The sequence below is a fragment of the Kitasatospora sp. NPDC058184 genome, assembly GCF_042883725.1.
Classification (GTDB): domain Bacteria; phylum Actinomycetota; class Actinomycetes; order Streptomycetales; family Streptomycetaceae; genus Kitasatospora.
In genome coordinates this window covers 60,579-80,103 of sequence record NZ_JBHVVE010000007.1, presented here as the reverse complement: position 1 = coordinate 80,103, position 19,525 = coordinate 60,579, and the positions used below count along the sequence as shown (strand labels likewise).

At 71.2% G+C, this 19,525-nt stretch carries 27 protein-coding genes and 1 pseudogene; 10 read left to right on the top strand and 18 right to left on the bottom strand.

All coding sequences use genetic code 11. The features are described 5' to 3' along the window. Positions 1-56 precede the first annotated feature (56 nt). A complete protein-coding gene (locus ACFVXH_RS15480; protein ID WP_387823704.1) occupies positions 57-584 on the bottom strand; it encodes a DapH/DapD/GlmU-related protein in 528 nt (175 codons plus the stop codon). A 114-nt stretch (positions 585-698) separates the two neighbouring features. On the opposite strand from ACFVXH_RS15480, the gene ACFVXH_RS15475 reads away from it, so the two are divergent. Beyond that, positions 699-1,628: a LysR family transcriptional regulator gene (locus ACFVXH_RS15475; protein WP_387823701.1), complete on the top strand. Its 930-nt coding sequence runs from the start codon at positions 699-701 to the stop codon at positions 1,626-1,628. Between the two features lie 96 nt (positions 1,629-1,724). Here ACFVXH_RS15475 and ACFVXH_RS15470 read toward each other — a convergent pair whose 3' ends face one another. From ACFVXH_RS15470 to ACFVXH_RS15455, 4 genes are all read right to left on the bottom strand, one after another. Beyond that, positions 1,725-2,204 (bottom strand): hypothetical protein, encoded by a 480-nt coding sequence (locus ACFVXH_RS15470; protein WP_074006051.1) that lies wholly within the window; start codon positions 2,202-2,204, stop codon positions 1,725-1,727. Positions 2,205-2,463: 259 nt separating this feature from the next. Next, positions 2,464-3,306 (bottom strand): alpha/beta fold hydrolase, encoded by an 843-nt coding sequence (locus ACFVXH_RS15465; RefSeq protein ID WP_387823698.1) that lies wholly within the window; start codon positions 3,304-3,306, stop codon positions 2,464-2,466. A 6-nt stretch (positions 3,307-3,312) separates the two neighbouring features. Continuing rightward, complete coding sequence (locus tag ACFVXH_RS15460; protein WP_387823695.1) at positions 3,313-3,954, bottom strand: dihydrofolate reductase family protein; 642 nt, start codon at positions 3,952-3,954, stop codon at positions 3,313-3,315. Between the two features lie 220 nt (positions 3,955-4,174). After that, positions 4,175-4,354 carry a hypothetical protein gene (locus ACFVXH_RS15455; protein WP_387823693.1) on the bottom strand — a complete coding sequence of 60 codons (180 nt, stop codon included), beginning with the start codon at positions 4,352-4,354 and terminating at the stop codon, positions 4,175-4,177. A gap of 126 nt (positions 4,355-4,480) precedes the next feature. Here ACFVXH_RS15455 and ACFVXH_RS15450 point away from each other — a divergent pair, with 126 nt between their 5' ends. The 3 genes from ACFVXH_RS15450 to ACFVXH_RS15440 all read left to right on the top strand — a co-directional run bounded on the left by ACFVXH_RS15450 (position 4,481) and on the right by ACFVXH_RS15440 (position 6,704). Then, positions 4,481-5,074: a DinB family protein gene (locus ACFVXH_RS15450; protein ID WP_380742913.1), complete on the top strand. Its 594-nt coding sequence runs from the start codon at positions 4,481-4,483 to the stop codon at positions 5,072-5,074. 206 nt (positions 5,075-5,280) lie between these two features. Further along, positions 5,281-5,685 (top strand): hypothetical protein, encoded by a 405-nt coding sequence (locus ACFVXH_RS15445; RefSeq protein WP_380742891.1) that lies wholly within the window; start codon positions 5,281-5,283, stop codon positions 5,683-5,685. 266 nt (positions 5,686-5,951) lie between these two features. Continuing rightward, positions 5,952-6,704 carry a phosphotransferase family protein gene (locus ACFVXH_RS15440; RefSeq protein WP_387823689.1) on the top strand — a complete coding sequence of 251 codons (753 nt, stop codon included), beginning with the start codon at positions 5,952-5,954 and terminating at the stop codon, positions 6,702-6,704. Positions 6,705-6,842: 138 nt separating this feature from the next. On the opposite strand, the gene ACFVXH_RS15435 is transcribed toward ACFVXH_RS15440, so the two are convergent. From ACFVXH_RS15435 to ACFVXH_RS15420, 4 genes are read right to left on the bottom strand one after another with little or no spacing between them, the layout of a single operon-like run. Then, positions 6,843-7,034 carry a DUF397 domain-containing protein gene (locus ACFVXH_RS15435; RefSeq protein ID WP_387823686.1) on the bottom strand — a complete coding sequence of 64 codons (192 nt, stop codon included), beginning with the start codon at positions 7,032-7,034 and terminating at the stop codon, positions 6,843-6,845. Further along, positions 7,031-7,228, bottom strand: coding sequence for a DUF397 domain-containing protein (locus tag ACFVXH_RS15430; protein WP_387824247.1), 198 nt, complete (start codon positions 7,226-7,228; stop codon positions 7,031-7,033). The genes ACFVXH_RS15435 and ACFVXH_RS15430 overlap by 4 nt, the downstream gene beginning before the upstream one ends. A 14-nt stretch (positions 7,229-7,242) precedes the next feature. After that, positions 7,243-7,377, bottom strand: a complete 135-nt coding sequence (locus ACFVXH_RS15425) for a DUF397 domain-containing protein (protein WP_387823683.1) — start codon at positions 7,375-7,377, stop codon at positions 7,243-7,245. Further along, positions 7,337-8,341 carry a helix-turn-helix domain-containing protein gene (locus tag ACFVXH_RS15420; RefSeq protein WP_387823680.1) on the bottom strand — a complete coding sequence of 335 codons (1,005 nt, stop codon included), beginning with the start codon at positions 8,339-8,341 and terminating at the stop codon, positions 7,337-7,339. Before ACFVXH_RS15420 ends, ACFVXH_RS15425 begins: the two co-directional genes overlap by 41 nt. 110 nt (positions 8,342-8,451) lie before the next feature. Between ACFVXH_RS15420 and ACFVXH_RS15415 the strand changes: the two genes are divergently transcribed. After that, positions 8,452-8,886 carry an ATP-binding protein gene (locus ACFVXH_RS15415; RefSeq protein ID WP_387823677.1) on the top strand — a complete coding sequence of 145 codons (435 nt, stop codon included), beginning with the start codon at positions 8,452-8,454 and terminating at the stop codon, positions 8,884-8,886. A gap of 14 nt (positions 8,887-8,900) precedes the next feature. Then, the gene (locus tag ACFVXH_RS15410; RefSeq protein ID WP_387823674.1) at positions 8,901-9,452 is read left to right on the top strand and encodes a hypothetical protein; all 552 of its coding nucleotides are present in this window, start codon (positions 8,901-8,903) and stop codon (positions 9,450-9,452) included. 317 nt (positions 9,453-9,769) lie between these two features. Here the strand turns inward: ACFVXH_RS15410 and ACFVXH_RS15405 are convergent, their stop codons facing one another. From ACFVXH_RS15405 to ACFVXH_RS15395, 3 genes are all read right to left on the bottom strand, one after another. Beyond that, positions 9,770-10,027, bottom strand: a complete 258-nt coding sequence (locus ACFVXH_RS15405; protein ID WP_387823671.1) for a hypothetical protein — start codon at positions 10,025-10,027, stop codon at positions 9,770-9,772. Between the two features lie 150 nt (positions 10,028-10,177). Continuing rightward, the gene (locus tag ACFVXH_RS15400) at positions 10,178-10,588 is read right to left on the bottom strand and encodes a VOC family protein (RefSeq protein WP_387823668.1); all 411 of its coding nucleotides are present in this window, start codon (positions 10,586-10,588) and stop codon (positions 10,178-10,180) included. A 153-nt stretch (positions 10,589-10,741) separates the two neighbouring features. Then, complete coding sequence (locus ACFVXH_RS15395) at positions 10,742-11,113, bottom strand: winged helix-turn-helix transcriptional regulator (RefSeq protein ID WP_387823665.1); 372 nt, start codon at positions 11,111-11,113, stop codon at positions 10,742-10,744. A 77-nt stretch (positions 11,114-11,190) separates the two neighbouring features. Here ACFVXH_RS15395 and ACFVXH_RS15390 point away from each other — a divergent pair, with 77 nt between their 5' ends. Beyond that, positions 11,191-11,838 (top strand): NADPH-dependent F420 reductase, encoded by a 648-nt coding sequence (locus tag ACFVXH_RS15390; protein WP_387824245.1) that lies wholly within the window; start codon positions 11,191-11,193, stop codon positions 11,836-11,838. Between the two features lie 196 nt (positions 11,839-12,034). Here the strand turns inward: ACFVXH_RS15390 and ACFVXH_RS15385 are convergent, their stop codons facing one another. Beyond that, complete coding sequence (locus tag ACFVXH_RS15385; RefSeq protein WP_387823662.1) at positions 12,035-14,410, bottom strand: protein kinase; 2,376 nt, start codon at positions 14,408-14,410, stop codon at positions 12,035-12,037. 334 nt (positions 14,411-14,744) lie between these two features. Between ACFVXH_RS15385 and ACFVXH_RS15380 the strand changes: the two genes are divergently transcribed. Further along, positions 14,745-15,359: a hypothetical protein gene (locus ACFVXH_RS15380; RefSeq protein WP_143204732.1), complete on the top strand. Its 615-nt coding sequence runs from the start codon at positions 14,745-14,747 to the stop codon at positions 15,357-15,359. A gap of 350 nt (positions 15,360-15,709) precedes the next feature. On the opposite strand, the gene ACFVXH_RS15375 is transcribed toward ACFVXH_RS15380, so the two are convergent. The 4 genes and pseudogenes from ACFVXH_RS15375 to ACFVXH_RS15360 all read right to left on the bottom strand — a co-directional run bounded on the left by ACFVXH_RS15375 (position 15,710) and on the right by ACFVXH_RS15360 (position 17,383). Continuing rightward, complete coding sequence (locus tag ACFVXH_RS15375) at positions 15,710-16,012, bottom strand: hypothetical protein (protein ID WP_387823659.1); 303 nt, start codon at positions 16,010-16,012, stop codon at positions 15,710-15,712. 219 nt (positions 16,013-16,231) lie between these two features. Then, positions 16,232-16,426, bottom strand: a pseudogene (locus ACFVXH_RS15370) (IS256 family transposase); the annotation flags it as partial. A gap of 31 nt (positions 16,427-16,457) precedes the next feature. After that, on the bottom strand, positions 16,458-16,964 hold the full coding sequence (locus ACFVXH_RS15365) for a nucleotidyltransferase domain-containing protein (RefSeq protein WP_387823656.1): 507 nt from the start codon (positions 16,962-16,964) through the stop codon (positions 16,458-16,460). 98 nt (positions 16,965-17,062) lie between these two features. Then, the gene (locus tag ACFVXH_RS15360) at positions 17,063-17,383 is read right to left on the bottom strand and encodes a hypothetical protein (RefSeq protein ID WP_387823654.1); all 321 of its coding nucleotides are present in this window, start codon (positions 17,381-17,383) and stop codon (positions 17,063-17,065) included. 185 nt (positions 17,384-17,568) lie between these two features. Between ACFVXH_RS15360 and ACFVXH_RS15355 the strand changes: the two genes are divergently transcribed. Next, the gene (locus tag ACFVXH_RS15355) at positions 17,569-17,874 is read left to right on the top strand and encodes a hypothetical protein (protein ID WP_387823651.1); all 306 of its coding nucleotides are present in this window, start codon (positions 17,569-17,571) and stop codon (positions 17,872-17,874) included. Positions 17,875-17,933: 59 nt separating this feature from the next. Here the strand turns inward: ACFVXH_RS15355 and ACFVXH_RS15350 are convergent, their stop codons facing one another. Further along, complete coding sequence (locus ACFVXH_RS15350) at positions 17,934-18,512, bottom strand: TetR/AcrR family transcriptional regulator (RefSeq protein ID WP_387823648.1); 579 nt, start codon at positions 18,510-18,512, stop codon at positions 17,934-17,936. An 86-nt stretch (positions 18,513-18,598) separates the two neighbouring features. Here ACFVXH_RS15350 and ACFVXH_RS15345 point away from each other — a divergent pair, with 86 nt between their 5' ends. Next, positions 18,599-19,480, top strand: coding sequence for an SDR family oxidoreductase (locus tag ACFVXH_RS15345; RefSeq protein ID WP_387823646.1), 882 nt, complete (start codon positions 18,599-18,601; stop codon positions 19,478-19,480). Positions 19,481-19,525: the final 45 nt, after the last annotated feature.

The following is a 19,525-nucleotide window of genomic DNA, read 5'->3' as shown; positions in this document are numbered from 1 at the left end:
ACGCCATCGCCGACCGGATCGCCTCCCGGACGCGCGGGCCGACGGCCCGGCCGGCCTCAGTCGATCGTCCTGACGACCCGGGCGGGGACTCCCGCGACCAGGGTGGCGGCAGGAACGTCACGGGTGACCACCGCACCCGCGGCGACCACCGCGCCGGCCCCGATGGTCACTCCCTGCGTGATCACGGCGGCCGTCCCGATCCAGACGTCGTCCTCGATGACGATCGGGGCGAAGGAGAGGTACTCACGGCGCTCGGCGAGGGGCAGCGGGTGCCCCCCGGTGATGAGGCTGACCTTCGGGGCGATCATGACGCCGTTGCCGATCCGGATCCCGCCCCGGTCCATGAAGGTGCAGCCCTGGTTGACGAAGACGTTCTCCCCGAACGTCGTGTTCAGCCCGTGCTCGGTGAAGAACGGCGGGTAGATCGTCACCGACTCCGGGAGCGGGCCGCCGAACACAGCGGACAGGAGTGCGGCACGGCCTTCCTGATCGCTGAACGGCAGCACGTTCAGCCGGGACGTCGCGTCGGTCACCTCGACGACCCGCTCCACGTGGCGCGCGAACTCGGCTGTCCGGACATACATGACCTGGTCTGTACGAGTAGACATGCGCCGATCCCACCACCTCGCGGAACAGGCGATCAAACAACCCGACCGCCCGCCGGACACAACCAGTCGTTGTGAAAGTAGCCTGGGGGCATGGATGTCGAAGCGCTGCGGACGTTCGTGGCCGTCGCCGAGACCGGCCGGTTCCAGGCAGCGGCGGACGAACTGGGGATCAGCCAGCAGGCGGCGTCCAAGCGGATCGCGGCCCTGGAGCGACACCTCGGGATCGCCCTCCTGGTGCGCACCGCCCGCGGCTCCCGGCTGAGCCCGGACGGGCAGGTCTTCCTGCCGCACGCCAGGAACGTACTCACGGCGCTGACGCAGGCCGAGGAGGCCGTGCGCCCTGACAACCGGCCGTTGCGCGTCGACGTCCTCAACCGGCGCATCGCTCCTGCCCAGGCCGTCTACCGGCTCTACCGCTCCCACTCCGCGATGAAGCTGGCCACGGTCACACTGAGCACCCGGAACGCCGCCCAGGCCGCCCAGGCGGTACTCGACAGGAGCATCGACGCGTCCTTCCGCGCCCTGCCGGCGGGGCAGGTCCCGGCCGGGCTCCGCGCCGAACGGTTCCTGGAGGCCCCCCTGGAGCTCCTGGTCGGGCCCGCCCACCCGTTGGCGGACGCACCCCGGATCAGGCTCGCGGACCTGGCCGGCCACCGCATCTGGATCCCCGGGATCAGGCCGGGTACGGAGTGGGCGGCCTTCTATCAGGCACTGTCCGCGGCCTTCGGTCTGAGCATCGACGCGCTCGGCCCCCACTTCGGTGACGAGGCCCTGATGGACGCGCTGGCCGACTCGGCCGCGCTGGCCACCCTCGTCGGCAGCGGGGACCGGTACCGGTGGCCCCGGACCCACGACCTGCGGCGCATCCCGCTGCACGAGCCGACCCCGGTCTACCCACACGTGCTGCTCTCCCGCAGCGGGGACCAGCACCCCGTACTGACCGAGCTGCGCGACCACCTGCGCGTCTCCGGGCCACGAACCCCCGACGACGCGTGGCTTCCGGGCCGGGTAGCTCGCTGACCGGGCACCGCACGCCCCGGAACGGCCCACCGGAGCGGTGTCCGGTGGGCCGTCCGTACCCGGGTGGTGCCGGTCAGCCGGTCGGCGGGCCTGGGGTCAGCGGGCCAGGAGGAACTTGGTGGTCGGCACGTTGCGGACGGTGGCGCAGTCCAGGTTCGACGTGGTGGCGCTGTAGGTGAAGCCGCTCGGGACGCTGCACGCCCACATGCCGCTGACCGGGACGCGCAGGTGGAAGGTGGTGGACGGGACGCCCTGGGTCAGGCTGCACGTGGTGGACGAGCCGGCGGCGTCGTAGGTGAAGCCCGGGGCGGTCGAGCAGGCGGTGAGGCCGTCGACGGGCGTGCGCAGGTGGTACTGCGGCGAGTTCCAGCTGCCGCCGCCGCTACACGTCCGGCTGAAGACGACCCCCTCGTAGACGTAGCCGGAGGGGACGGAGCAGGCCCAGGTGTCGTCGAGCCCCGTGGTGGCGGCGGTGGCCGGTGCCGCGGTGACGGCCCCGCTGAGCAGCAGGGTGAGCGCGGCGAAGGCGGCGAGCAGCGCGGTGCGTGCGGTACGTACGGTTCGTGCGACGGACATGTCTTCTCCCTCGTCGAGGAGTTGCACGGTACGGGGGGCGGCGTTCGCCGGTGGGCGTTCACAGCCGTCGACGGTTCTAACACCCCCGACGGGCCGTCATCCCACCCTTCCGCCCGGGATGATCGCTCCGGCGCCCGCCGTCCACGCGCGCCCGTACGGATCCTCCGGCCCGCCTCGGCCGATCGGCCCGCCGGTCCCCTCCCGCGCCTGGCGCAGCCGCTCCGCGGGTGCACCGCCCACCAACCGCCGGCGCTTGCCGCTATCCGAGCGCGAGCATCGCCTCGGCGACCGTGCCGACCGCCGCGTCGGGGATCGCGGTGGCACCCCCGTCGAGGACGAGCAGCCGCGCCCCGGGGATGGCGCGCGCGGTCGCCTCGCCGTTGCCGACGGGGAAGAACCGGTTGCGGCGGCCGTGGACGACGAGGGTGGGTACCCCGATCCCCGGCAGGCGCTCGCGCCAGCGGGGTGTGCAGTCCAGCCCGGCGAACACGGTGCCCAGGTGGTTGGCCGTCTGGACCGGGAGCGCGGTGCCGGGCGCGCGGTCCCAGATACGCGCGGCGACGGCGCGTGCGGCGGCGGGGTCGTCGCCAAGGATCTCCGCGCCGGTGGCGGCGAACTCCGCGACCGCCGTACGGTCGCTCCAGTCGGGCGCGGGGCGGGCGAACAGGCGGCTCATCGTCGCCCGGTCGTGGTCGGGGAGGTCGTCGTCGGGCGGGCCGGGGGCGACGGCGCGGGTGTTGACCAGGGTGAGCGCGGAGAACGCGCCCGGGTGGTCGAGCGCGGCGACCTGGGCGACCATCCCGCCGACGCCGGTCGCGGCGAGGTGCGCGGGCGCCCCGCCGAGGGCGTGGGCGAGGGCCGCCGCGTCGGCGGCGAGGTCGCGCAGGGTGTAGCCGGGTGCCCGCGGGTCGGTCATCGTCGACTCCCCGCTGTCGCGCAGGTCGTAGCGCACGGCGCGGCGCCCGCCGGCGGCGAGGCGTTCGCAGAGCGCGTCGGGCCAGGAGAGCATCGTCGGCCCGCCCGCGAGCAGGACGAGCGGCGCGTCGACGTCACCGAACGACTCGACGCCCAGGGCGGTCCCGTTGACGGAGACGGTGGCCATCCCGGGTCACCGGGCGTCGTCGTGCCCGAGGCCCCGGTCGGGCAGGCTCATGTCGCCGGTCCTCGGCGTGCCGTCCGCGAGCCCGTAGCGCAGGTAGACGGTGCCCTGCGCACCCGCCACCGGCGGTTCGAGGAGCGTGAGGTTGGTGGGCACCGCGCCGCCGTCGAAGACCTTCTTCCCGACGCCGAGCACGATGGGGTGCACCCACAGGTCGAGCCGGTCGAAGAGCTTCTCGCGCAGGAGGGCCTGCACCAGGTTCAGGCTCCCGACGACCTTCACGTTCCGGTGCCGGTCGCGGACCTCGCGCACCGCGCCGGCCAGGTCCGGGCCGAGCAGCGTGGATCCGGCCCACGGGAGCTCGGGGGTGCCCCGGGAGGCCACGTACTTGGGGACGCGGTTGAAGAGTTCGGCGATCTCGCCCTCCTTCTGCTGCGGCCAGTACGAGGCGAAGAGGTCGTACGTCCGCCGGCCGAGCAGGAGGGCGTCCGTGCCCTCGTACGCGGCGAGGATCTGCGCGCCGGTGACCTCGTTCAGCAGGGGTGCCTGCCAGCCGCCGTACGGGAACCCCTCCGGGTCCTCGTCGGGCCCGCCGGGCGCCTGCCCGACGAGGTCGAGGGTCGCGAACAGTTCGATCTGGATGAGGCCCATGTCTGTGCTCCCGGCGGGGGTGAGGTGGTCGTCCCGGTCGAGATGTAGACCTTCCGGGGCCGGAAAACTCATCGCCACGCCGGTGCCCGGTTTCCGCCCCCGCCCACCGATGCTCCCCTCAGGGTCAGACGGGCGGCAGCAGGTCGCTCCCGCCGACGGTGTACGTCAGCGGGGGGGTAGCCGGGGCGGGCCGGGCCCCGCCGGCTCGTCGTCCGTCGTCTCAGGCCGTGACGGTACGGAAGATGTGCTGGGTGATGGCGAGACCCTTTCCGACGTACGCCAGTACGAAGGTGTCGCTGTAGTTGATGACCGAGTCGTCGACCGAGAGCTTGCCGATGACGGTGACGAGCTCGGCCGTTCCGCACCGCCTGTTCGGCGACCGTCCCGGGTGTACGGACATTGTCTCAGGTGGCACGTCTCGCGGGCTTCTTGCAGCAGGTCAGGGCCGCGGCCAGGGCCAGGCCTCGGCGCTTCCGGGCGTACGGGATCTTGAGACCACGAGCAGTCCATGGCAGCCTCATGGCGCATGATCGATGAATTCGCGAAGGACAACCTGCACGGGCGACTGCGGCGGGACCGCGAGGCACTGCTCTGGAAACTCGACGGCCTGTCCGAATACGACGCCCGCCGACCTCTGACAGCGTCCGGGACCAACCTCCTCGGCCTGGTCAAACACGTGGCCACCGTCGAGGCCAGGTACTTCGGCGAGGTCTTCGACCGCCCTTCCCCGGAACCGCTGCCCCGGTGGCAGGACTCCGACGGCGGCGATCTGTGGGCGACCGAGGACGAGACCCGCGATCAGATCACCGGGTTCTACCAGCGCACATGGGAACACTCGGACGCGACGATCAACGGACTCCCCCTCGACGCCCCGGGCCACGTGCCGTGGTGGCCGGAGCCTCATGCCGGCACGAACCTGTTCGCCGTCATGGTCCATGTCCTCGGCGAGTCCAACCGCCATGCCGGGCACGCCGACATCCTCCGCGAGAGCCTCGACGGCCGGACCGGCATGCGCCCCGAACACGCGAAGCAGATCGACGGGCAAGCCCGTGCGGCCTACTTCGCGAAGATCGAGCAGGCCGCCAGGTCGGCCGCACCGATCGAGGCTCAGGCCGTCTGACGCCGTGATCAACTCGCCGACGAGCAACGGACGTTCATCGAGTCATCCTGAGCTTGCGGGCGACTCCACGCCACATCGCGGTGCCATTCCGGACAGACACAACTCTTCTGGCTCCCGGGTCAGTGGCGAACCGCAGCATGGGGGGCTCGGAAGCTCCCCTGGATCACCCCATCCCGTCCGTTGCCACTGCCGGAGAGAAGGTTGTCATGAGCGCACCTACCCGTACCACGTTCGCCCGTTTCCTGGCCGTCCCCGCCCTTGCCATGGCGAGCACGGTCCTCGCAGCCGCGCCCGCGAGCGCCGGAGGACTCTCCATAGGCGTCAACGGCGCCACCGTCGCGGATGCCGGGCGGACACTGAACGTCTCCGTCACCTACCGGTGCCTCCCGATATTCGACTGGGTCAAGATCACCGTCCAGGCCACGCAATCCGCCGTATCGGGCGTCGGCTCGGTCCAGCTCCCCTGTACCGGCGGGGAGACCGTGACCATCCCGGTGGGCGTCACCTCGCCCGGTGACACCTGGATCAGGTCCTCGGTGAACGTGGTCGTGCACATCTACGACGCCGAGCTCGACCGCGGCGGGGCCGCGGCGACCGTCGTCGCCACCTGACCGGCATCCACGGAGAACGAACCGGCCGGTCGATCCGAAGATCGACCGGCCGTCCCGGTTCGCCGGGGGCCGTTCCCGGCGTTGATCGTGTTCGCGCTCGTCTCGGCGCTCGCGGGAGGCCGACAGGGATCGAGGTCCGGCCCGCATGCGCTGTCCGGAGCACCCCCCGGACGGCTCGTCACACTCGGGCACCGGGGCGGACGTTGGCCGAGCCGACGCGGTAAATCCGGCGACGGCGGCGGTGATCCCCGGAATACTGGTCGCCCATGGATGAGGTCGAAGTCGTCGTCGCCCATTCCGAGCGCGCGACCCTGCGCGTCGGCGACGTGTTCCTGAAGGTGGACGCCGATCAGACGCGCATCGACGTCGAGGTCGAGGCGATGTCCCTCGCGCCGGTCCCGACGCCCGAGGTGCTGTGGCGCAAGCCGCCCGTACTCGCGCTCGCCGCGGTCCCCGGGGCGACGCTCGGGCGCCTCGGCGGGCCGTCGACCGGGTCACCGGCCGCGTGGGCGGCGGCGGGCGCCGCCATCCGGAAGCTGCACGACGCGCCACTGCCGCCCCGGCCCGGCCGGGCGGGCCGGAGCGTCGCCGCGCTGGAGGCTGAACTCGACGAGGAGTGCGGGGTGTTGGTGACGAACGGCATCCTGCCCGTCGACCTGGTCACCCGCAACCGCCGGGTCGCCGAGGCCGCGTTCCGGCCGTGGACCCCGGCGTTCACCCACGGCGACCTGCAGATCGCGCACGTCTTCGTCGACGGCGACGAGGTCACGGGCATCATCGACTGGTCCGAGGCCGGGCAGGGCGACGCCCTGTACGACCTCGCCACCTTCACGCTCGGCCACGAGGAGCACCTCGCCGACGTCATCGCCGGCTACGGCACCGATGTCGACGTCGACCTAGACGTGATCCACGCGTGGTGGTCGCTGCGGAGCCTGCTGGCGGTCCGCTGGCTGATCGAGCACGGCTTCGACCCCTTCGCGCCGGGCTGCGAGGTCGACGCACTGAAAGCCCGGATGTGAGGCGGCGCGGGATGGCAACCTCCGCGACCTCATTGGAAGCTTTCACTAACTCCCATTTGTCATCTGGTGGTTGACACCAGCGGTGTGACAACGGGCAGGGCCCCGACCCCGACAGCCCCCGGAGGCGCCGCAGCGGGCTCACGCAGGGAAGTCCCCGGACCGGATCACGGCGATGAACGACTTCCAGGCGGCGGACGGGAAGACGAGCGCCGGGCCAAGGGGGTCCTTGGAGTCACGCACGGGGACGAGGCCGGGGAATCCGGGGGCTACCTCGATGCAGTTGCCGCCGTTGCCCCCGCTGTAGCTGCTCTTGCGCCAGACCAGACTCATGCAGGGAACTCACCCTCCTGAATCGCGGCGATGAAGGAGCCCCAGGCAGCGGACGCGAAGACGAGCGCCGGGCCGTGCGGGTCCTTGGAGTCACGCACCGGGACGGCGCCGGACAGGAAGCCAAGGGCCACCTCGATGCACTCGGCCCCGTCGTCCCCGCTGTAGCTGCTCTTGCGCCAGATCAACACAGCCAGCTCCCTGAAGAGGTCTACGCCGGAAACTCGCCCGAACGGACAGCCACCACGAAGGCTTCCCAAGCGGCAGCCTGGAAAACGAGGGCCGGGCCATGAGAGTCCTTGGAGTCACGCACCGGGACGACGCCGGACAGGAAGCCAGGGGCCACCTCGATGCACTCGCGCCCGTCGCCCCCGCTGTAGCTGCTCTTGCACCAGGTGGCCATCTTGAGATCGACGTTCTGCAAAACGGTACTCCTCCATCGCTTCTGCGATCAGGGCGCGGGAGTCTTCTGGCGGGAGTACACCAGTACGCGCCAGGTCAAAGTCCTGCCTGGACTCCCCCACAACTGACGGGGCATCACTGAAGCGCCCACGGTACAGGCTCTCCGAGTACACCCATTCCTTCCCGTCCGGCATCGACAACAGCACCACGGATGTAGACGGCGTCGTCACCAAAGGTCGGCCGAACGGAGCCACCTCGATGAGGATGTTCGAGCGCTCGGTCACCGCGAGCAGATGTTCCATCTGGCGCCGCATCACGCCCGGACCACCGATGACCGTACGAATGGCGCTCTCATCGAGCACCACCATGAGCATCGGCCCGTCAGCAACCAAGAAGCGGCCCTGCCGCTTCAGTCGCGAATCTACCCGCTCAGCGGCCAGCTTCGGGTTATTGCGCGCGTTTCCGGTTCCCATCATCGCGCGAACGTACTCTTCGCACTGCAAGAGGCCGTTGATCCGGTTGAACTGAAGCACCCGAATCGCCAGAGCTTCCGCTTCCAGCTCCGTGTACATCTCGTACCAGTCCGGGCTTTCGATGTCCGCCTGCCAGTCCACCCGCTCCCACAGACGGACGAGCATGCCTCCCATGGCCAGGAGATCGTCGAGCCGCTCCACGACCTCCCGATCCATCGACCTTCTGCCGCTCTCGAACCGGGTAACCACCGTGCGGTCGATGTGCAGCAACTTGCCCAGCTCCCCCTGCGTGTAGCCGGCTCGCTCACGCGCAAACCGGAGCGCTTCGCCGAACATCTCCGCCGGGCTCGAGGTCGGCCCGACCCCCAGGCGCCGATGTGCCATGTACTTCCCCTTCAAGTGCCACGGATCTTCACACAGCGTTTTGGTCGTCACCGTATCCCTGACCTGCCGATGATGGATACCGGAACGCAGTCATCTGCATTCGCAGCGTGAACTGTGCGCTCCCGTCGCACGCCCCCTCCGCCCCCATGAGGTGCTCCCCCATGCTCATGTCCCGCCGGCCCCGTGCCTTCGTCGCGCGTCTCGACTCCTGCATCGAATCCACGCCCCTGGCGAGGTACTTGCTCCGGGCCTATCTCGCGGGCCTGCCCTCCGGCGACCGCTACGCCGACACCGCCGAGCTCCTCCTCGGTGAGCTCTTCGCCAACGCCGTCCAGCACTCCGACGCCCCCGACGACCGCCACATCGAGATCCGCTTCACCCTCGTCAACTCCCGCCTCCGGCTGGAAGTCCACGACGCCGGCAGCGGCCGACCGTCCCTCCACACCCCCACCCCCTCCGACGAGCACGGGCGCGGCCTGTTCCTCGTCGACGAACTCGCCGAACGCTGGGGCTGCACCTCCCGGCCCGACGACATCGGCAAGTTCGTCTGGGTGCTCATCGCCCCGGCCCCCGTCTCCGCCCTCGCCACCGCCTGAAAGCCCGAACCCCCATGCACCTCACGACCCTGGCCCGCCACGCCCTCTCCCGCGGCCGGACCCCCGCCGACACCTACGCCCTCCTCGCCCGCCGCACCCGCAAGCCGTTGCCCTCCGCCCGCGCCGTCTGCCTCGCCCTGTCGATCCCCCACGCCGAAACCACCCGCCGCCTCAACGACTGCTACGACGCCCTCCTCGCCGACCCCCGCCCCGACACCGAAACCGACACCGGCGAACTCCTCGAAGCCCTCGGCGTCTTCGACATCCCCAAGTCCCTCACCGACACCGAACTCGCCATCGTCGACCTCTTCATCACCGCCGTCGACGCCATGGGCGGCATCCGCCCCGGCCACCAGCACGGTCTCCAGCGCTGGTTCACCACCGGCAACCTCACCACCGCCTACCTCTCCCTCACCGCCGCCCGCCCCATGCCCCGTACCGGCGACCCCGCCCTGTACTGGGCCACCCTCGTCACGGCCGGCGAACTCCTCACCACCACCCACCACTCCGAGACCCGCATCAAGTACGCCCTCGCCCACTGCCGCGCCCGAGCCGCCCGAACCTAGGCCGTTCCTTCGGATCATCCGATCGCTGGTTGATGTGTGCGTCATTGACTGACACCCAGTGGGCAAGGATCGAGCCGTTGCCGCCGGATCCGACACCTCGGCGGGGAGGGCAGTGGCGTGATCACCCGCAGGTGATCGGCGCGATCGCCTTCAAGTAGCGCACCGGGGTGCCGTGGATGGATCTGCCTGAGCGCTTCGGCTCGTGGAAGGGCGCCCACAACCGCTGCGGAAGTGGGCCGCCGACGGCAGATGGGAGCGGGTCTTCACCGCCCTGCTCCATCGTCATCCGGTCGGCCAGGTGACTCCAGCCGGGCTGCCTAGACCCATCCCTCGTCGAGGTAGACCGTCCAGGCGTCTCCCACTGCTCTGTGCAGTTCGACCAGGGCCGCAACCTCCGCGACGGCTGCCGGGGCGTCGGACAGTCGCAGCGGGGAGTCCGGGACGCTGTTGCGGGTGTAGACCGGAAGCTCGCCGTCGCAGCTGAAGGCGTGAAGCGATGAGGGCGCACGGCTGAACCATGCGGGACGGTTCTCCTCGGCCCATGCAGCCGCAGCGTCGACACGGTCTACATGCACCAGTAGATGCTCAGGTGCGGGCCCGCAACTGAACTGCACGAGGAAACCGTGGGCGTCCACTGCCCACCAATCCCACATGAACCCAGGTCGGGGGTGCCGCAGGATCGTCGTCATGTCAAAGGATCAGCAGCCGACTTCACCAGAGCCGTGTCAGCCGCGCTCGGGCCAGACCGGGCCCTGGTCGGTCCAGATGACGCCCTTGTTGCGGCACAGGCAGAAGGGGTGGCCGATCGGGTCGGTGTAGACCTGCCAGCCGTAGCCGTTGGGGCCGATGAAGTCCTGCCTCAGCGTCGCGCCGAGGTCGAGGACGCGGCGCTGCTCGGGCTCGATCTCGTCCACTTCGAAGTCGAGGTGGAACTGCTTGGGGTGCTCGCTGTCGGGCCACTGCGGAGCGCGGTAGTCGTCCACCCGGATGAATGCCAGCTCGATCTCGCCGAACTGGATGCCGGCCCATTCCTCCGAGCTGCCTTCCTTGATCGGACGGCCCGTCACCTCGGAGTAGAAAGCCGCCAGCTTCATCGTGTCCGGGCAGTCGATGATGAAATCGGTGAGTCGCAGCATCCCGCGATCTTGCCACAAGCTCACACCCGACTTCGAGACAGGCGCCCCCAGACCCCGTTCACCAGGGGCGGCCGGGTTCGTACCGCAGGTTCGGATCGGCAGCGGGCTTCGGCGGAGCCGCTCAGCGCTCCGGTTGTGACGTCGTGACCGGCGTCAGTCGCGACCGTGCCCGGTTGCCTCCGCCCGGTCCCGGGCCGCCATCACGTCCTCGCCGTGTTCGAAGGCCCAGGCGCCGAACGCCTCGATCGGCTCCAGGAGTGTCCGCCCCAACCCGGTGAGGGTGTACTCCACGCGCGGCGGCGACCCGGCGTACGCGCGGCGTTCCACCAACCCGTCGGACTGGAGCCGGCGCAGCGTCTCCGTGAGGACTTTGGGGCTGATCCCGCCGATCCGCTCGCGCAGTTCGCCGGGCCGCGAGGGTCCGTCGCGCAGCGCCCACACCAGGACGGCGTTCCAGGTGTTGGCGAGCAGGTCGAAGGCGAGCCGGGCTCGGCAGTCGGCGAGGAAGCCGTGGTCAGGGATCACTTACCAGATGGTGCCCCAGGACTTTCCTACTGTCTCCCTGTTCCGACTGGCAGGTCGTCACAAGGAGGTTGGTCATGATGAGGATCGGGATCATCGGTACCGGCGCAATGGCGCGGGTGCTGGGTACCCGGTGGGCGGGGGTCGGGCACGACGTGCTGGTGGGCGGGCGGGACGCCGGCCGCGCCGCCGAACTCGCCGACCAGATCGGCGGACGGGCGGGGACTCCGCGGGACGCGGTCGAACACGGCCTGGACGCGGTGCTGCTGGCCGTGCCGTACGCGGCGGCGATCGGCGTGGTCTCCGGCCTGGCCGACGCCGCGCGGGGAAGGACGCTGGTCGACTGCACCAACCCGATCGCCCCGGGTTTCGTCCTGGAGACCCATGGCGGGCCGTCGGCCGCCGAGCGCATCGCGGCCGCGGCGCCCGGCGCGTCCGTGGTCAAGGCGTTCAACCTCTGCCACGAGAGCGTGTGGCGCAGGGCCCCGACCGTCTTCGACGGACGCCCCCTCGCGGTGCCGCTCTGCGGCGACGACGCGCCGGCCCTCGACACCGTCGGACACCTCGTTCGCGACCTCGGCTGCGTACCGCTCAACGGAGGAGGGCTCGACCGGGCAGGCCTCCTGGAGGCGACGGCGGCGTTCCTGATCAGCCTGTGGGTGGGCGAAGGCGCGGACGCCCAGGCGATCGCGCCGCCGCTGGAGTACGCGGGCGTCGATCCCTCCTGATCTGCGAGGGCTCCCAACCACCCGCCCCGCACAGGAAGTCGGACCCGCCGACTTCTCACGCGGCCGCCTGGTGCGGGGACCCGCTCTGCCGACCCCTCCCGTACAGCACGTGCTGGTCGCGGGGGCGATCGCCGCGTCCATGGACGTGGCGGAAGACCGGCGGCCCGGACGGCCGGCTCCGTCCGGGCCGCCCCGCTCACTCCACGACCTCGGTGCTCCATGTGCCGTTCCGCAACGCGGTCTCCTGGAGCTTCCCGTCGCTCCGCCGGGCCGTGTAGACGCGGGTGACGCCGCCGTGGTCCACCACCGCCGGCTCGAAGCCGTCGGCCACCTGCTGAACACCGGCGTTCGCCAGGGAGTCCTGTGGCGCCCACCCGCCGCCCGCCGCCTTCGTCTCGGTCAGCAGGCCGTTCCTGTCGACCAGAAAGAGGCTGGTGGTCCCGCCGTGCACCAGGGCCGCCGGGGCGGAGCGTGGCACCGGCACCCGGAAGTCCTTGGTCAGGTCGTGGAGTCGCCACCCTGCATCCTGCGTGCCGCCCGCCGACGTCCCCGGAGGCGTCAGCCGGGCCTCCGAGAGATGGCCGTCGCCGCTGTTGACGGTGAAGACGCTCGTCACCCCGTCGTGCACCACCGCGCTCGGCGTCATGGCGGACGACGGCACGCCGGTCATGGTGAAGATGTTCCACTTCTCGCCGATCCTCAGCGACGACTCCTGGAGCTGCTGGTCCTTCGTGATCGTGTACACCCTGACCAAATCCCCCTCCACCACCGCCACCGGCGCGGTGCCGGCGGCGACCGGCGCGGCGGGCAGCTGCCCCGCGCCCAGGAGCCCGAGGTCGTCGTGCAGGTCCTGCCTGCCCCAGCCCGAGTCGTCCAGGTAGGACCGCCGCAGGTGGTTGTCCACGCCGACGGTGAACACGTTGACCTTCCCGTCCAGTACCGCCGCGGTCGGAGTGCTCCGGACCTCCTGATCACCGAGGTCGGTGGCCTGCCAGTCCTTGTTGGGTTCCAACCGGGCCTCCACCAGGTGCTTGTTCACGGAGTTCACGACAAACACCCGGACGATGCCCTTGTCGAGCACCGCCACCGGGCGGGTGCCGGCCAGCACCTGGGGGATGTTGGAGTCTTCGGACCTGAGTGCGTAGTCCACCACCCTGACCTGGCCCGGGTTCGGGCTCTGCCGGAGCTTCGCCGCCTCGTTGCCGAGGTCCACGTAGCTCTCCAGGAGCTGCTGGTCCTTGTACGCCGTGAAGACACGGAGGTGCTGGTCGTCGGCCACCGCCGGACCGGCCGCGTTCCCGGGCGTCGCCGTGGCCGTCATGGCGGCGTCCTGGGCGAGTGAGGAGGCCGAGGGTGTCGCGGAGGGCAAGGGGGCGGAAGAGGCCGAGGGGGCCCCGGTGTCCCGGGCGGGCGAGGAAGCCGCGGCGCCGGCGCCGCGGCCGGCGTCGTCATCGCTCCGGAGCAGGGCCCAGGACAGGACCGACGCGCAGACGACGGCGACCGCGGTGGCCAGCGCGATCCGGGTCCGGGGCTCCCGCAGCCGTCCGGGGCGGGGCACGGTCGGTGTGGCTGTCGCCGTCGGCGTCGGTGCTGCCGTCGGTGTCGGCGTCGGCGTCGCCGACGCGGGAGGGGTGACCGGAGGGGAGACCGGGAGGTCGGGCTCGGTGGGCGTGGCAGCGACCGCCGGTCCGCCGGTCGGTTCCGCCGCTACGGGGTCGTGCTGCGGACCGGCGCCCCCGACCGCCGGTCCGGGGCCGTCGAGCATGGCCAGCCCCGCCGCCGCGTCGGGCCGACCGGCCGGGTCCCGGGAGAGCAGCGCGGTGATCAACGGCGCCAGCCTGCCCGCCCGTTGGGGTGGCGGGACGAGGGCGAGCGCGACGGCGGCGATCGTCATCGCGGTCGTCTCCCGCCGGAACGGCGACACCCCCTCGACGGCCTCGTACAGCGTCGCGCCGAGGCTGAACAGGTCGACGGCCGGGGTGTCCGGCTCGTGGGCCAGCCGCTCCGGGGCGATGTAGTCCAGCGTCCCGACCAGGGACCCGGTGGTGGTCAGCACGGTGCCCGCGTGGTTCTTGGCGATGCCGAAGTCGGCCAGCAGCACCCCACCGTCGTCGGCCAGCATGATGTTCGACGGCTTCACGTCGCGGTGGAGGATGCCCACCCGGTGCGCAGCGGCCAGCGCCCGTAGCACCCCGACGGCCACCTCGGCGGCCCGCTCCGGCCCCAACGGCCCGTCGGCCCGGAGCACCTGCGCCAGCGAACGGCCGCGGACCAGCCGCATCACCATCCACGGGCCGCCGTCCTCCACCACCACGTCGTGCACCGTGACGATGTTGGGGTGGTCGCGGAGCGCGGCCGCGTGGCGGGCTTCCGCCATGGCCCGGGCGATGGCCTGCTCGTGCTCGTCCTCGGAGAGGTCCTCCTCCTCCCAACGGACCTCCTTCACCGCGACCTCGATGTCCAGCAGTTCGTCCCTGGCCTCCCAGACCTGGCCCATGCCCCCGGCCGCCAGAGCTCTCACCAGCCTGAACCGTCCGCCGACGAGCTTGTTCGGTGCGGAACTCGAGTCCATGCGAAACCCTTACGCAGTTGGATGGTGACGGAACGTCAGGTCGAGTACAGAGCATAGCGAGGACGTGCGCCGGTTCGGGCCCCGAACCGTAACCGTCCGGCGCCCGGCCCCGACGCCCGCGCTGGTTCGCGCCGGACCGCGCCGGTTCGCGCCGGTCCGCGCCGGACCGCCCGGTCGGCCACTCCAGGACCTCGCCCCCGAGACGAACCCCACGGACCGGCGGCCCGCCTTGACGGCCCGCTGGTCGGCCGGGCAGGGAAGTGGGGCCGCCCGCCTCCGGTGTCACCGGAAGCGGATAGCCTCCGGCGGGAACGAACGGCTGACGGGAGTGGGCGTGGACATCGAGGAGACACTGGACCGGCTCGGCGCGGTCATCGGGCCGCCGCCCGCGGGCGGAGTGGTCCCGGTCCCTTGGGAGCTCGGGCCCGAGGTGCTCGGCTTCCAGCTGCCCGCGGACTACCGGGCGTTCGTCGACCGCTACGGGATGGTCAGCATCAGCGACGAACTGCACATCTACACACCATCGGCGGCGCCCAGTTCCCAGGTCAGTCAGCCGCTCGGTTTCGAGGGATTCCTGTACGACACGACCGATCCCTACGGATACTGCGCCTGGCTGGCCGAGGCCTACCGGGACGGGGACCACGACGAGTGCCCGTACCCGCTGTTCCCGGCCGAGGGAGGGCTGCTGAAGTGGGCCAACAACTCCAACTCGGACCACTTCTTCTGGCTGACGCGGGGCCCGGACCCGGACCGCTGGCCGGTCGCCGCCAAGTTCCACTCGATGCGGGAGTGGGACCTGTTCGAGGGCGGCTTCCTGGAGTTCCTGCTCGCGGCGGTGACGGAAAAGTACCCGTACCACGACGACGTCGTCCCCGGCGGGACGAGGCAGCTCGGCGACGGCCGCGCCTACCGCCCCGGAGGAGACTGGTCGAAGCACCTACCGCATTGAGTCCGCGGACACGGCCGGCCCCCTGCCGCTACGGCCAGACCCCCAACCACCCACCCCGCGCAGGAAGTCGGACCCGCCGACTTCCTGCGCAGCCCCGACTCAGCCGCTCAACTCCAGCCCTCGCCCTTCAACCACCGGCCCAGGTCCGCCGGAGCCACCCACCGGGTCATGAGCACCGTCATCGCCCGGTGGACCATCCTCCTCGGCACTGCTGGTGCGGCACCCGAAGTCGCGCGCCAGGCGGCGACCACACCGGCGACCGGCTGCGCCAATAGGGACTCCTGAACAGCCTGTTGGCGTAGAAGCCCTGCGAGCTGACTAGGCCCGGCTCCCCTCCACGGGAGCAACAGTCAGGAGTTGCGGGTGAGGCCCTCCGACTCGACAGCGGTGATCTCGGCTGCTGCGAGCCGAGCCTCCTCGCGCACCTCTGGGTCGGGGTGAGGGAGATAGGGTTCGATCAGCGGCCGGGCCTGCAGGGCGTGGGTGGCGCCGAGGATGTAGAGCGTGTGGACGAGGAGTTGGCGTTCCATCGTCGGCATGGCTGCCGCCAGCGGTTCGACGAGAGCCGGAGGCACGCGGTAGTGGTCGAACGCCTCGCTGATCGAGTTCAGGGCGGACTCGCGCACCTTGGTCACCAGTTCGTTGACGGCCACGCTGACCAGATGTTCGACGACCAGGCGGGCGGAGTCCGCGTCGAGTGCGGCGCCACGACAGGAGGTCCCCGAGGACGTCGGCGGCGACGGCCCGACGGCCCGGATCGCGATCGGTCAGCGCTTCAAGTGCCTCGAACATGTCGTTCATGCTGCCACCTCGGGCCGCTCGACCAGGACGCCGTTCTCGAAGTGCGCGCCGGCACGGACCAGCGGCACCGGGTGTACGCCGTCGGCCCACACGGAGACGTAGTCCCGGTCGGCCAGGTCCCAGGTCCGGAGGTCGGCGTGGTCGTCGCTCCACTGCTTGGTCAGCCAGGTCATGGTGGCCGGCGACAGGCCGGCGGTGCCGCCGAGGAGCTGCTCCAGGGCGGGCACGAAGTCCCCGGACGACAGGCCGTGCAGGTAGAAACAGGGGCAGCACCTCGGGGTCGTTGTTCCGACCCTTTCAGGGCGCAGGCATGTAGTCCAGGGGAAGCTCGACTCCTGTGCCGGCGTGCAGCCGTGCCATGTCCTGTCGGTCCTTGTCCGTGGCTTCATAGCCGAGGTGACACCGCACCTGCGTCGCCGCGTCGACACACGGGACCCGGCGCCCGCCGATGGTCCCGGTCACCGGCGGCGGGTAGTGGAACCGTTCACCGCCTGGGAGAAGCTGCACCCCGCCCTCGCGGGAGGAGCCGAGGACGGGGTGCAGGTCGATCTCCCGGCCGGCACCGTCCGCGACGGCAAGCGCGGCGGGCAGCCAGTCCCGCAGGACCTCCGTGAACCCGGCCTCGGCCAGCGCGTCTCGCACCACGTCGAGCTGGTCCAACAGGACGACCAGGTCGAGGTCCGCATGGGTTCGGGTCGTCTCCCCGATCAGGGCGTCCACACCCCAGCCGCCGTCCACCCAGCCAGCGGCCCCTGCGCTCTTGAGCAGGTCCAGCACTTCGAGTACATCGGATTCCTTCAGCACCAGGGCACTCTGGCAGCGCGGACGAGCTGTAGCCACCGAGATACCCGCCGGTCCGGCGCAGTTCGCCACCGACTACGGCCCGGCCCGCGAGCGCGGGTTCAGTGCCTGCGGTCCTCGACCGTCCAGTCGTCGCCCAGCTCGCGGCGCAGCGCCTCCAGCGCCACGTCGGCCTCGCTTCGGAACGATTCCTGCTGGTCCCGGGTCCAGGGCGAGGGGCCGGCCGGGTGGTCCCAGTCGAGGGAGGACTGGTACAGGTCGGCGAGTCTGGTGAGTTCGTCCCGGGTGGCCGGGGTGATGGGCAGCTTCTCCAGGACGCAGGGGTATTCGTAGGGGCTGTCGAGGTCGGGAGCGCTCTGAGGGCCCGGCCACAACGGGGTGTCGACGCCGTACTCGAAGAAGAACCGCAGGTGATAGGACATGCCCCAGCCTTTCACGGCGCCGAGCACACCGTGCGGGCGGCCGACGTGCTCAGCCCAAGCTCCCAACCACCCCCGCGCACAGGAAGTCGGCTCCACCGACTTCTCGCGCAGCCGCATGGTGATCCGAGCCGGGCGGCCGGAAAAGCCGGAGCGAGCGCCGTCGCACAGGCCCGATACTGATCTCCATGGCCGATGAACCCCTGTCCATCCCCCTTGCCGACCTGCGCCGATCGTTCGACCTGGTACTGCGCCACATCGAGGCCGCCACACCCGGCGACACCGTCGCCCTGGACAAGGACTACTTCTGGTCCGTCCCCCCGGACGGCCTCTACGACGTCTACCAAGCCCCGGACGAGCTCACGATCGGTCAGCTCTCCGAGTCCTGGCAGCACCTGACCGACCTCCTCGCCGAGCCGGATCGCGCGGTGGGGTACCACCTGGTGTGGCTCGCCGACGTCCTGCGGGCGATCGGCCAGGACATCGCGGCCTGAGGCGGCATCGGATCATTGATCAACCCCGTGGTGTGAGGCGCTGGACGACGCCCTTCCGGTCAGCCCAGCGATGCGCTCGCCGCACGCAGTTCGTCCAGGGCCGTCAGGACGTACCCGGCTAGCTCCTGCCCGGCGCCACCGTCGCCCTCGGCCCATTCGGCGTACCCCCGCTTGAAGGCGAGGACGCCCAGCTCGCCCGCGAGGGCCGCGATCGGATCGGGTACGCCGCGGGCGACCAGCGCGGCGGTCATCGCGGCCGCGAGGCTGACGGTCTTGAGGGTGTCACGCTCCTGAAGCTCGGCGCTGGCCGCGATGGCCGCCTTCAGGCGGGGGGCGAGTTCGCGGGTGGCGGGGCCCATCGCGGTCGAGGCGCGCTCGAGACCGGCGGCGACGGCCTCCAGCGGGCTGGCGTCTCCGGGCGCTTCGGCGATGCCCTCGGTCAGCAGTCGGCTCAGTGTCTCCTGCCCGGCGACCAGCAGCTCGCGCTTGTCGGGGAAGTGCCGGAAGAAGGTGCTCTTGGTGACCCCGGCGCGCTCGGCGATCTGCGCGACCGTCGTGGCGTCGTATCCCTGCTCCGTGAACAGGTCGACCGCGGCCACGACGAGGCGTTCACGCGCACCTGGTTCCCATCGACTCATGGGTTCAGCATATGTGATGGGACTCTTGTCCCATCATCCTGCTACGGTGATGGGACAAGAGTCCCATCACTTCCGGGAGGATTCCCATGCGCGTCTTCGTCACCGGCGGCACCGGTCTGATCGGCTCCGCCGTCGTCGCCGAACTCCTCGGCAACGGCCACACCGTCCTCGCGCTCGCCCGCTCCGACGCCTCCGCCCGGGCCGCCGAGGTGGCCGGCGCCGAGCCGCTGCGGGGAGGCCTCGCCGACCTGGACGTGCTGCGCTCCGGCGCCGCCCGGGCCGACGGGGTGATCCACCTGGCCTTCGGCAACGACTTCAGCAGCCCCGAGGCCCTCGCCCGGAACGTCGCCGAGGAGACCGCCGCCCTCACCACCCTCGGCGAGGAACTCCTCGGCAGCGACCGCCCCCTGGTCACCGTCTCGGGTACGCCCCACGTGCCGGGCCGCGCCTCCACCGAGGCCGACCCGGTACCGACCGACGGGCCGGTCGGCGGCCGCGGTCGCACGGTCACGGCGATCCTGGGCCTGGCCTCGCGCGGAGTCCGGAGCACCTCCGTCCGTCTGCCGCGCACCGTCCACAACCAGGGCACGGGCGGGTTCGCCGGGCTGCTGACCGACATCGCACGCCGCAGCGGCGTCTCCGGCTACCCCGGTGACGGCACCCAACGCTGGCCCGCCGTCCACGCGCTCGACGCGGCCGTCCTCTTCCGGATCGCCCTGGAGCGGGCGGAGCCCGGTACCGCCTGGCACGCCGTGGCCGACGAGGGGGACGAGGTGCGGGACATCGCGGCCGTCATCGGCCGACGGCTGGGCCTGCCGGTCCAGTCGGTGCCGGAGGAGACCTACGGCCCGCTGGGCCCGATCTTCCGGGCCGACCAGCCCGCGTCCAGCACCCGCACCCGCCAGGCGCTCGGCTGGGAGCCGCGGCACCCCGGTCTGCTGGAGGACCTGGAGAACATCCGGCCCTGACCGGCGACCGGCTACGGGCGACCGGGGGCGTCCCCGCAACGGAGC

Coding starts and splice junctions, on each gene's coding strand:
- ACFVXH_RS15480 (WP_387823704.1), bottom strand. CDS start 584: ATGTATGTCCGGACAGCCGAGTTCGCGCGCCACGTGGAGCGGGTCGTC.
- ACFVXH_RS15475 (WP_387823701.1), top strand. CDS start 699: ATGGATGTCGAAGCGCTGCGGACGTTCGTGGCCGTCGCCGAGACCGGC.
- ACFVXH_RS15470 (WP_074006051.1), bottom strand. CDS start 2,204: ATGTCCGTCGCACGAACCGTACGTACCGCACGCACCGCGCTGCTCGCC.
- ACFVXH_RS15465 (WP_387823698.1), bottom strand. CDS start 3,306: ATGGCCACCGTCTCCGTCAACGGGACCGCCCTGGGCGTCGAGTCGTTC.
- ACFVXH_RS15460 (WP_387823695.1), bottom strand. CDS start 3,954: ATGGGCCTCATCCAGATCGAACTGTTCGCGACCCTCGACCTCGTCGGG.
- ACFVXH_RS15455 (WP_387823693.1), bottom strand. CDS start 4,354: ATGTCCGTACACCCGGGACGGTCGCCGAACAGGCGGTGCGGAACGGCC.
- ACFVXH_RS15450 (WP_380742913.1), top strand. CDS start 4,481: ATGATCGATGAATTCGCGAAGGACAACCTGCACGGGCGACTGCGGCGG.
- ACFVXH_RS15445 (WP_380742891.1), top strand. CDS start 5,281: ATGAGCGCACCTACCCGTACCACGTTCGCCCGTTTCCTGGCCGTCCCC.
- ACFVXH_RS15440 (WP_387823689.1), top strand. CDS start 5,952: ATGGATGAGGTCGAAGTCGTCGTCGCCCATTCCGAGCGCGCGACCCTG.
- ACFVXH_RS15435 (WP_387823686.1), bottom strand. CDS start 7,034: ATGAGTCTGGTCTGGCGCAAGAGCAGCTACAGCGGGGGCAACGGCGGC.
- ACFVXH_RS15415 (WP_387823677.1), top strand. CDS start 8,452: ATGCTCATGTCCCGCCGGCCCCGTGCCTTCGTCGCGCGTCTCGACTCC.
- ACFVXH_RS15410 (WP_387823674.1), top strand. CDS start 8,901: ATGCACCTCACGACCCTGGCCCGCCACGCCCTCTCCCGCGGCCGGACC.
- ACFVXH_RS15400 (WP_387823668.1), bottom strand. CDS start 10,588: ATGCTGCGACTCACCGATTTCATCATCGACTGCCCGGACACGATGAAG.
- ACFVXH_RS15390 (WP_387824245.1), top strand. CDS start 11,191: ATGAGGATCGGGATCATCGGTACCGGCGCAATGGCGCGGGTGCTGGGT.
- ACFVXH_RS15385 (WP_387823662.1), bottom strand. CDS start 14,410: ATGGACTCGAGTTCCGCACCGAACAAGCTCGTCGGCGGACGGTTCAGG.
- ACFVXH_RS15360 (WP_387823654.1), bottom strand. CDS start 17,383: ATGTCCTATCACCTGCGGTTCTTCTTCGAGTACGGCGTCGACACCCCG.
- ACFVXH_RS15355 (WP_387823651.1), top strand. CDS start 17,569: ATGGCCGATGAACCCCTGTCCATCCCCCTTGCCGACCTGCGCCGATCG.
- ACFVXH_RS15350 (WP_387823648.1), bottom strand. CDS start 18,512: ATGAGTCGATGGGAACCAGGTGCGCGTGAACGCCTCGTCGTGGCCGCG.
- ACFVXH_RS15345 (WP_387823646.1), top strand. CDS start 18,599: ATGCGCGTCTTCGTCACCGGCGGCACCGGTCTGATCGGCTCCGCCGTC.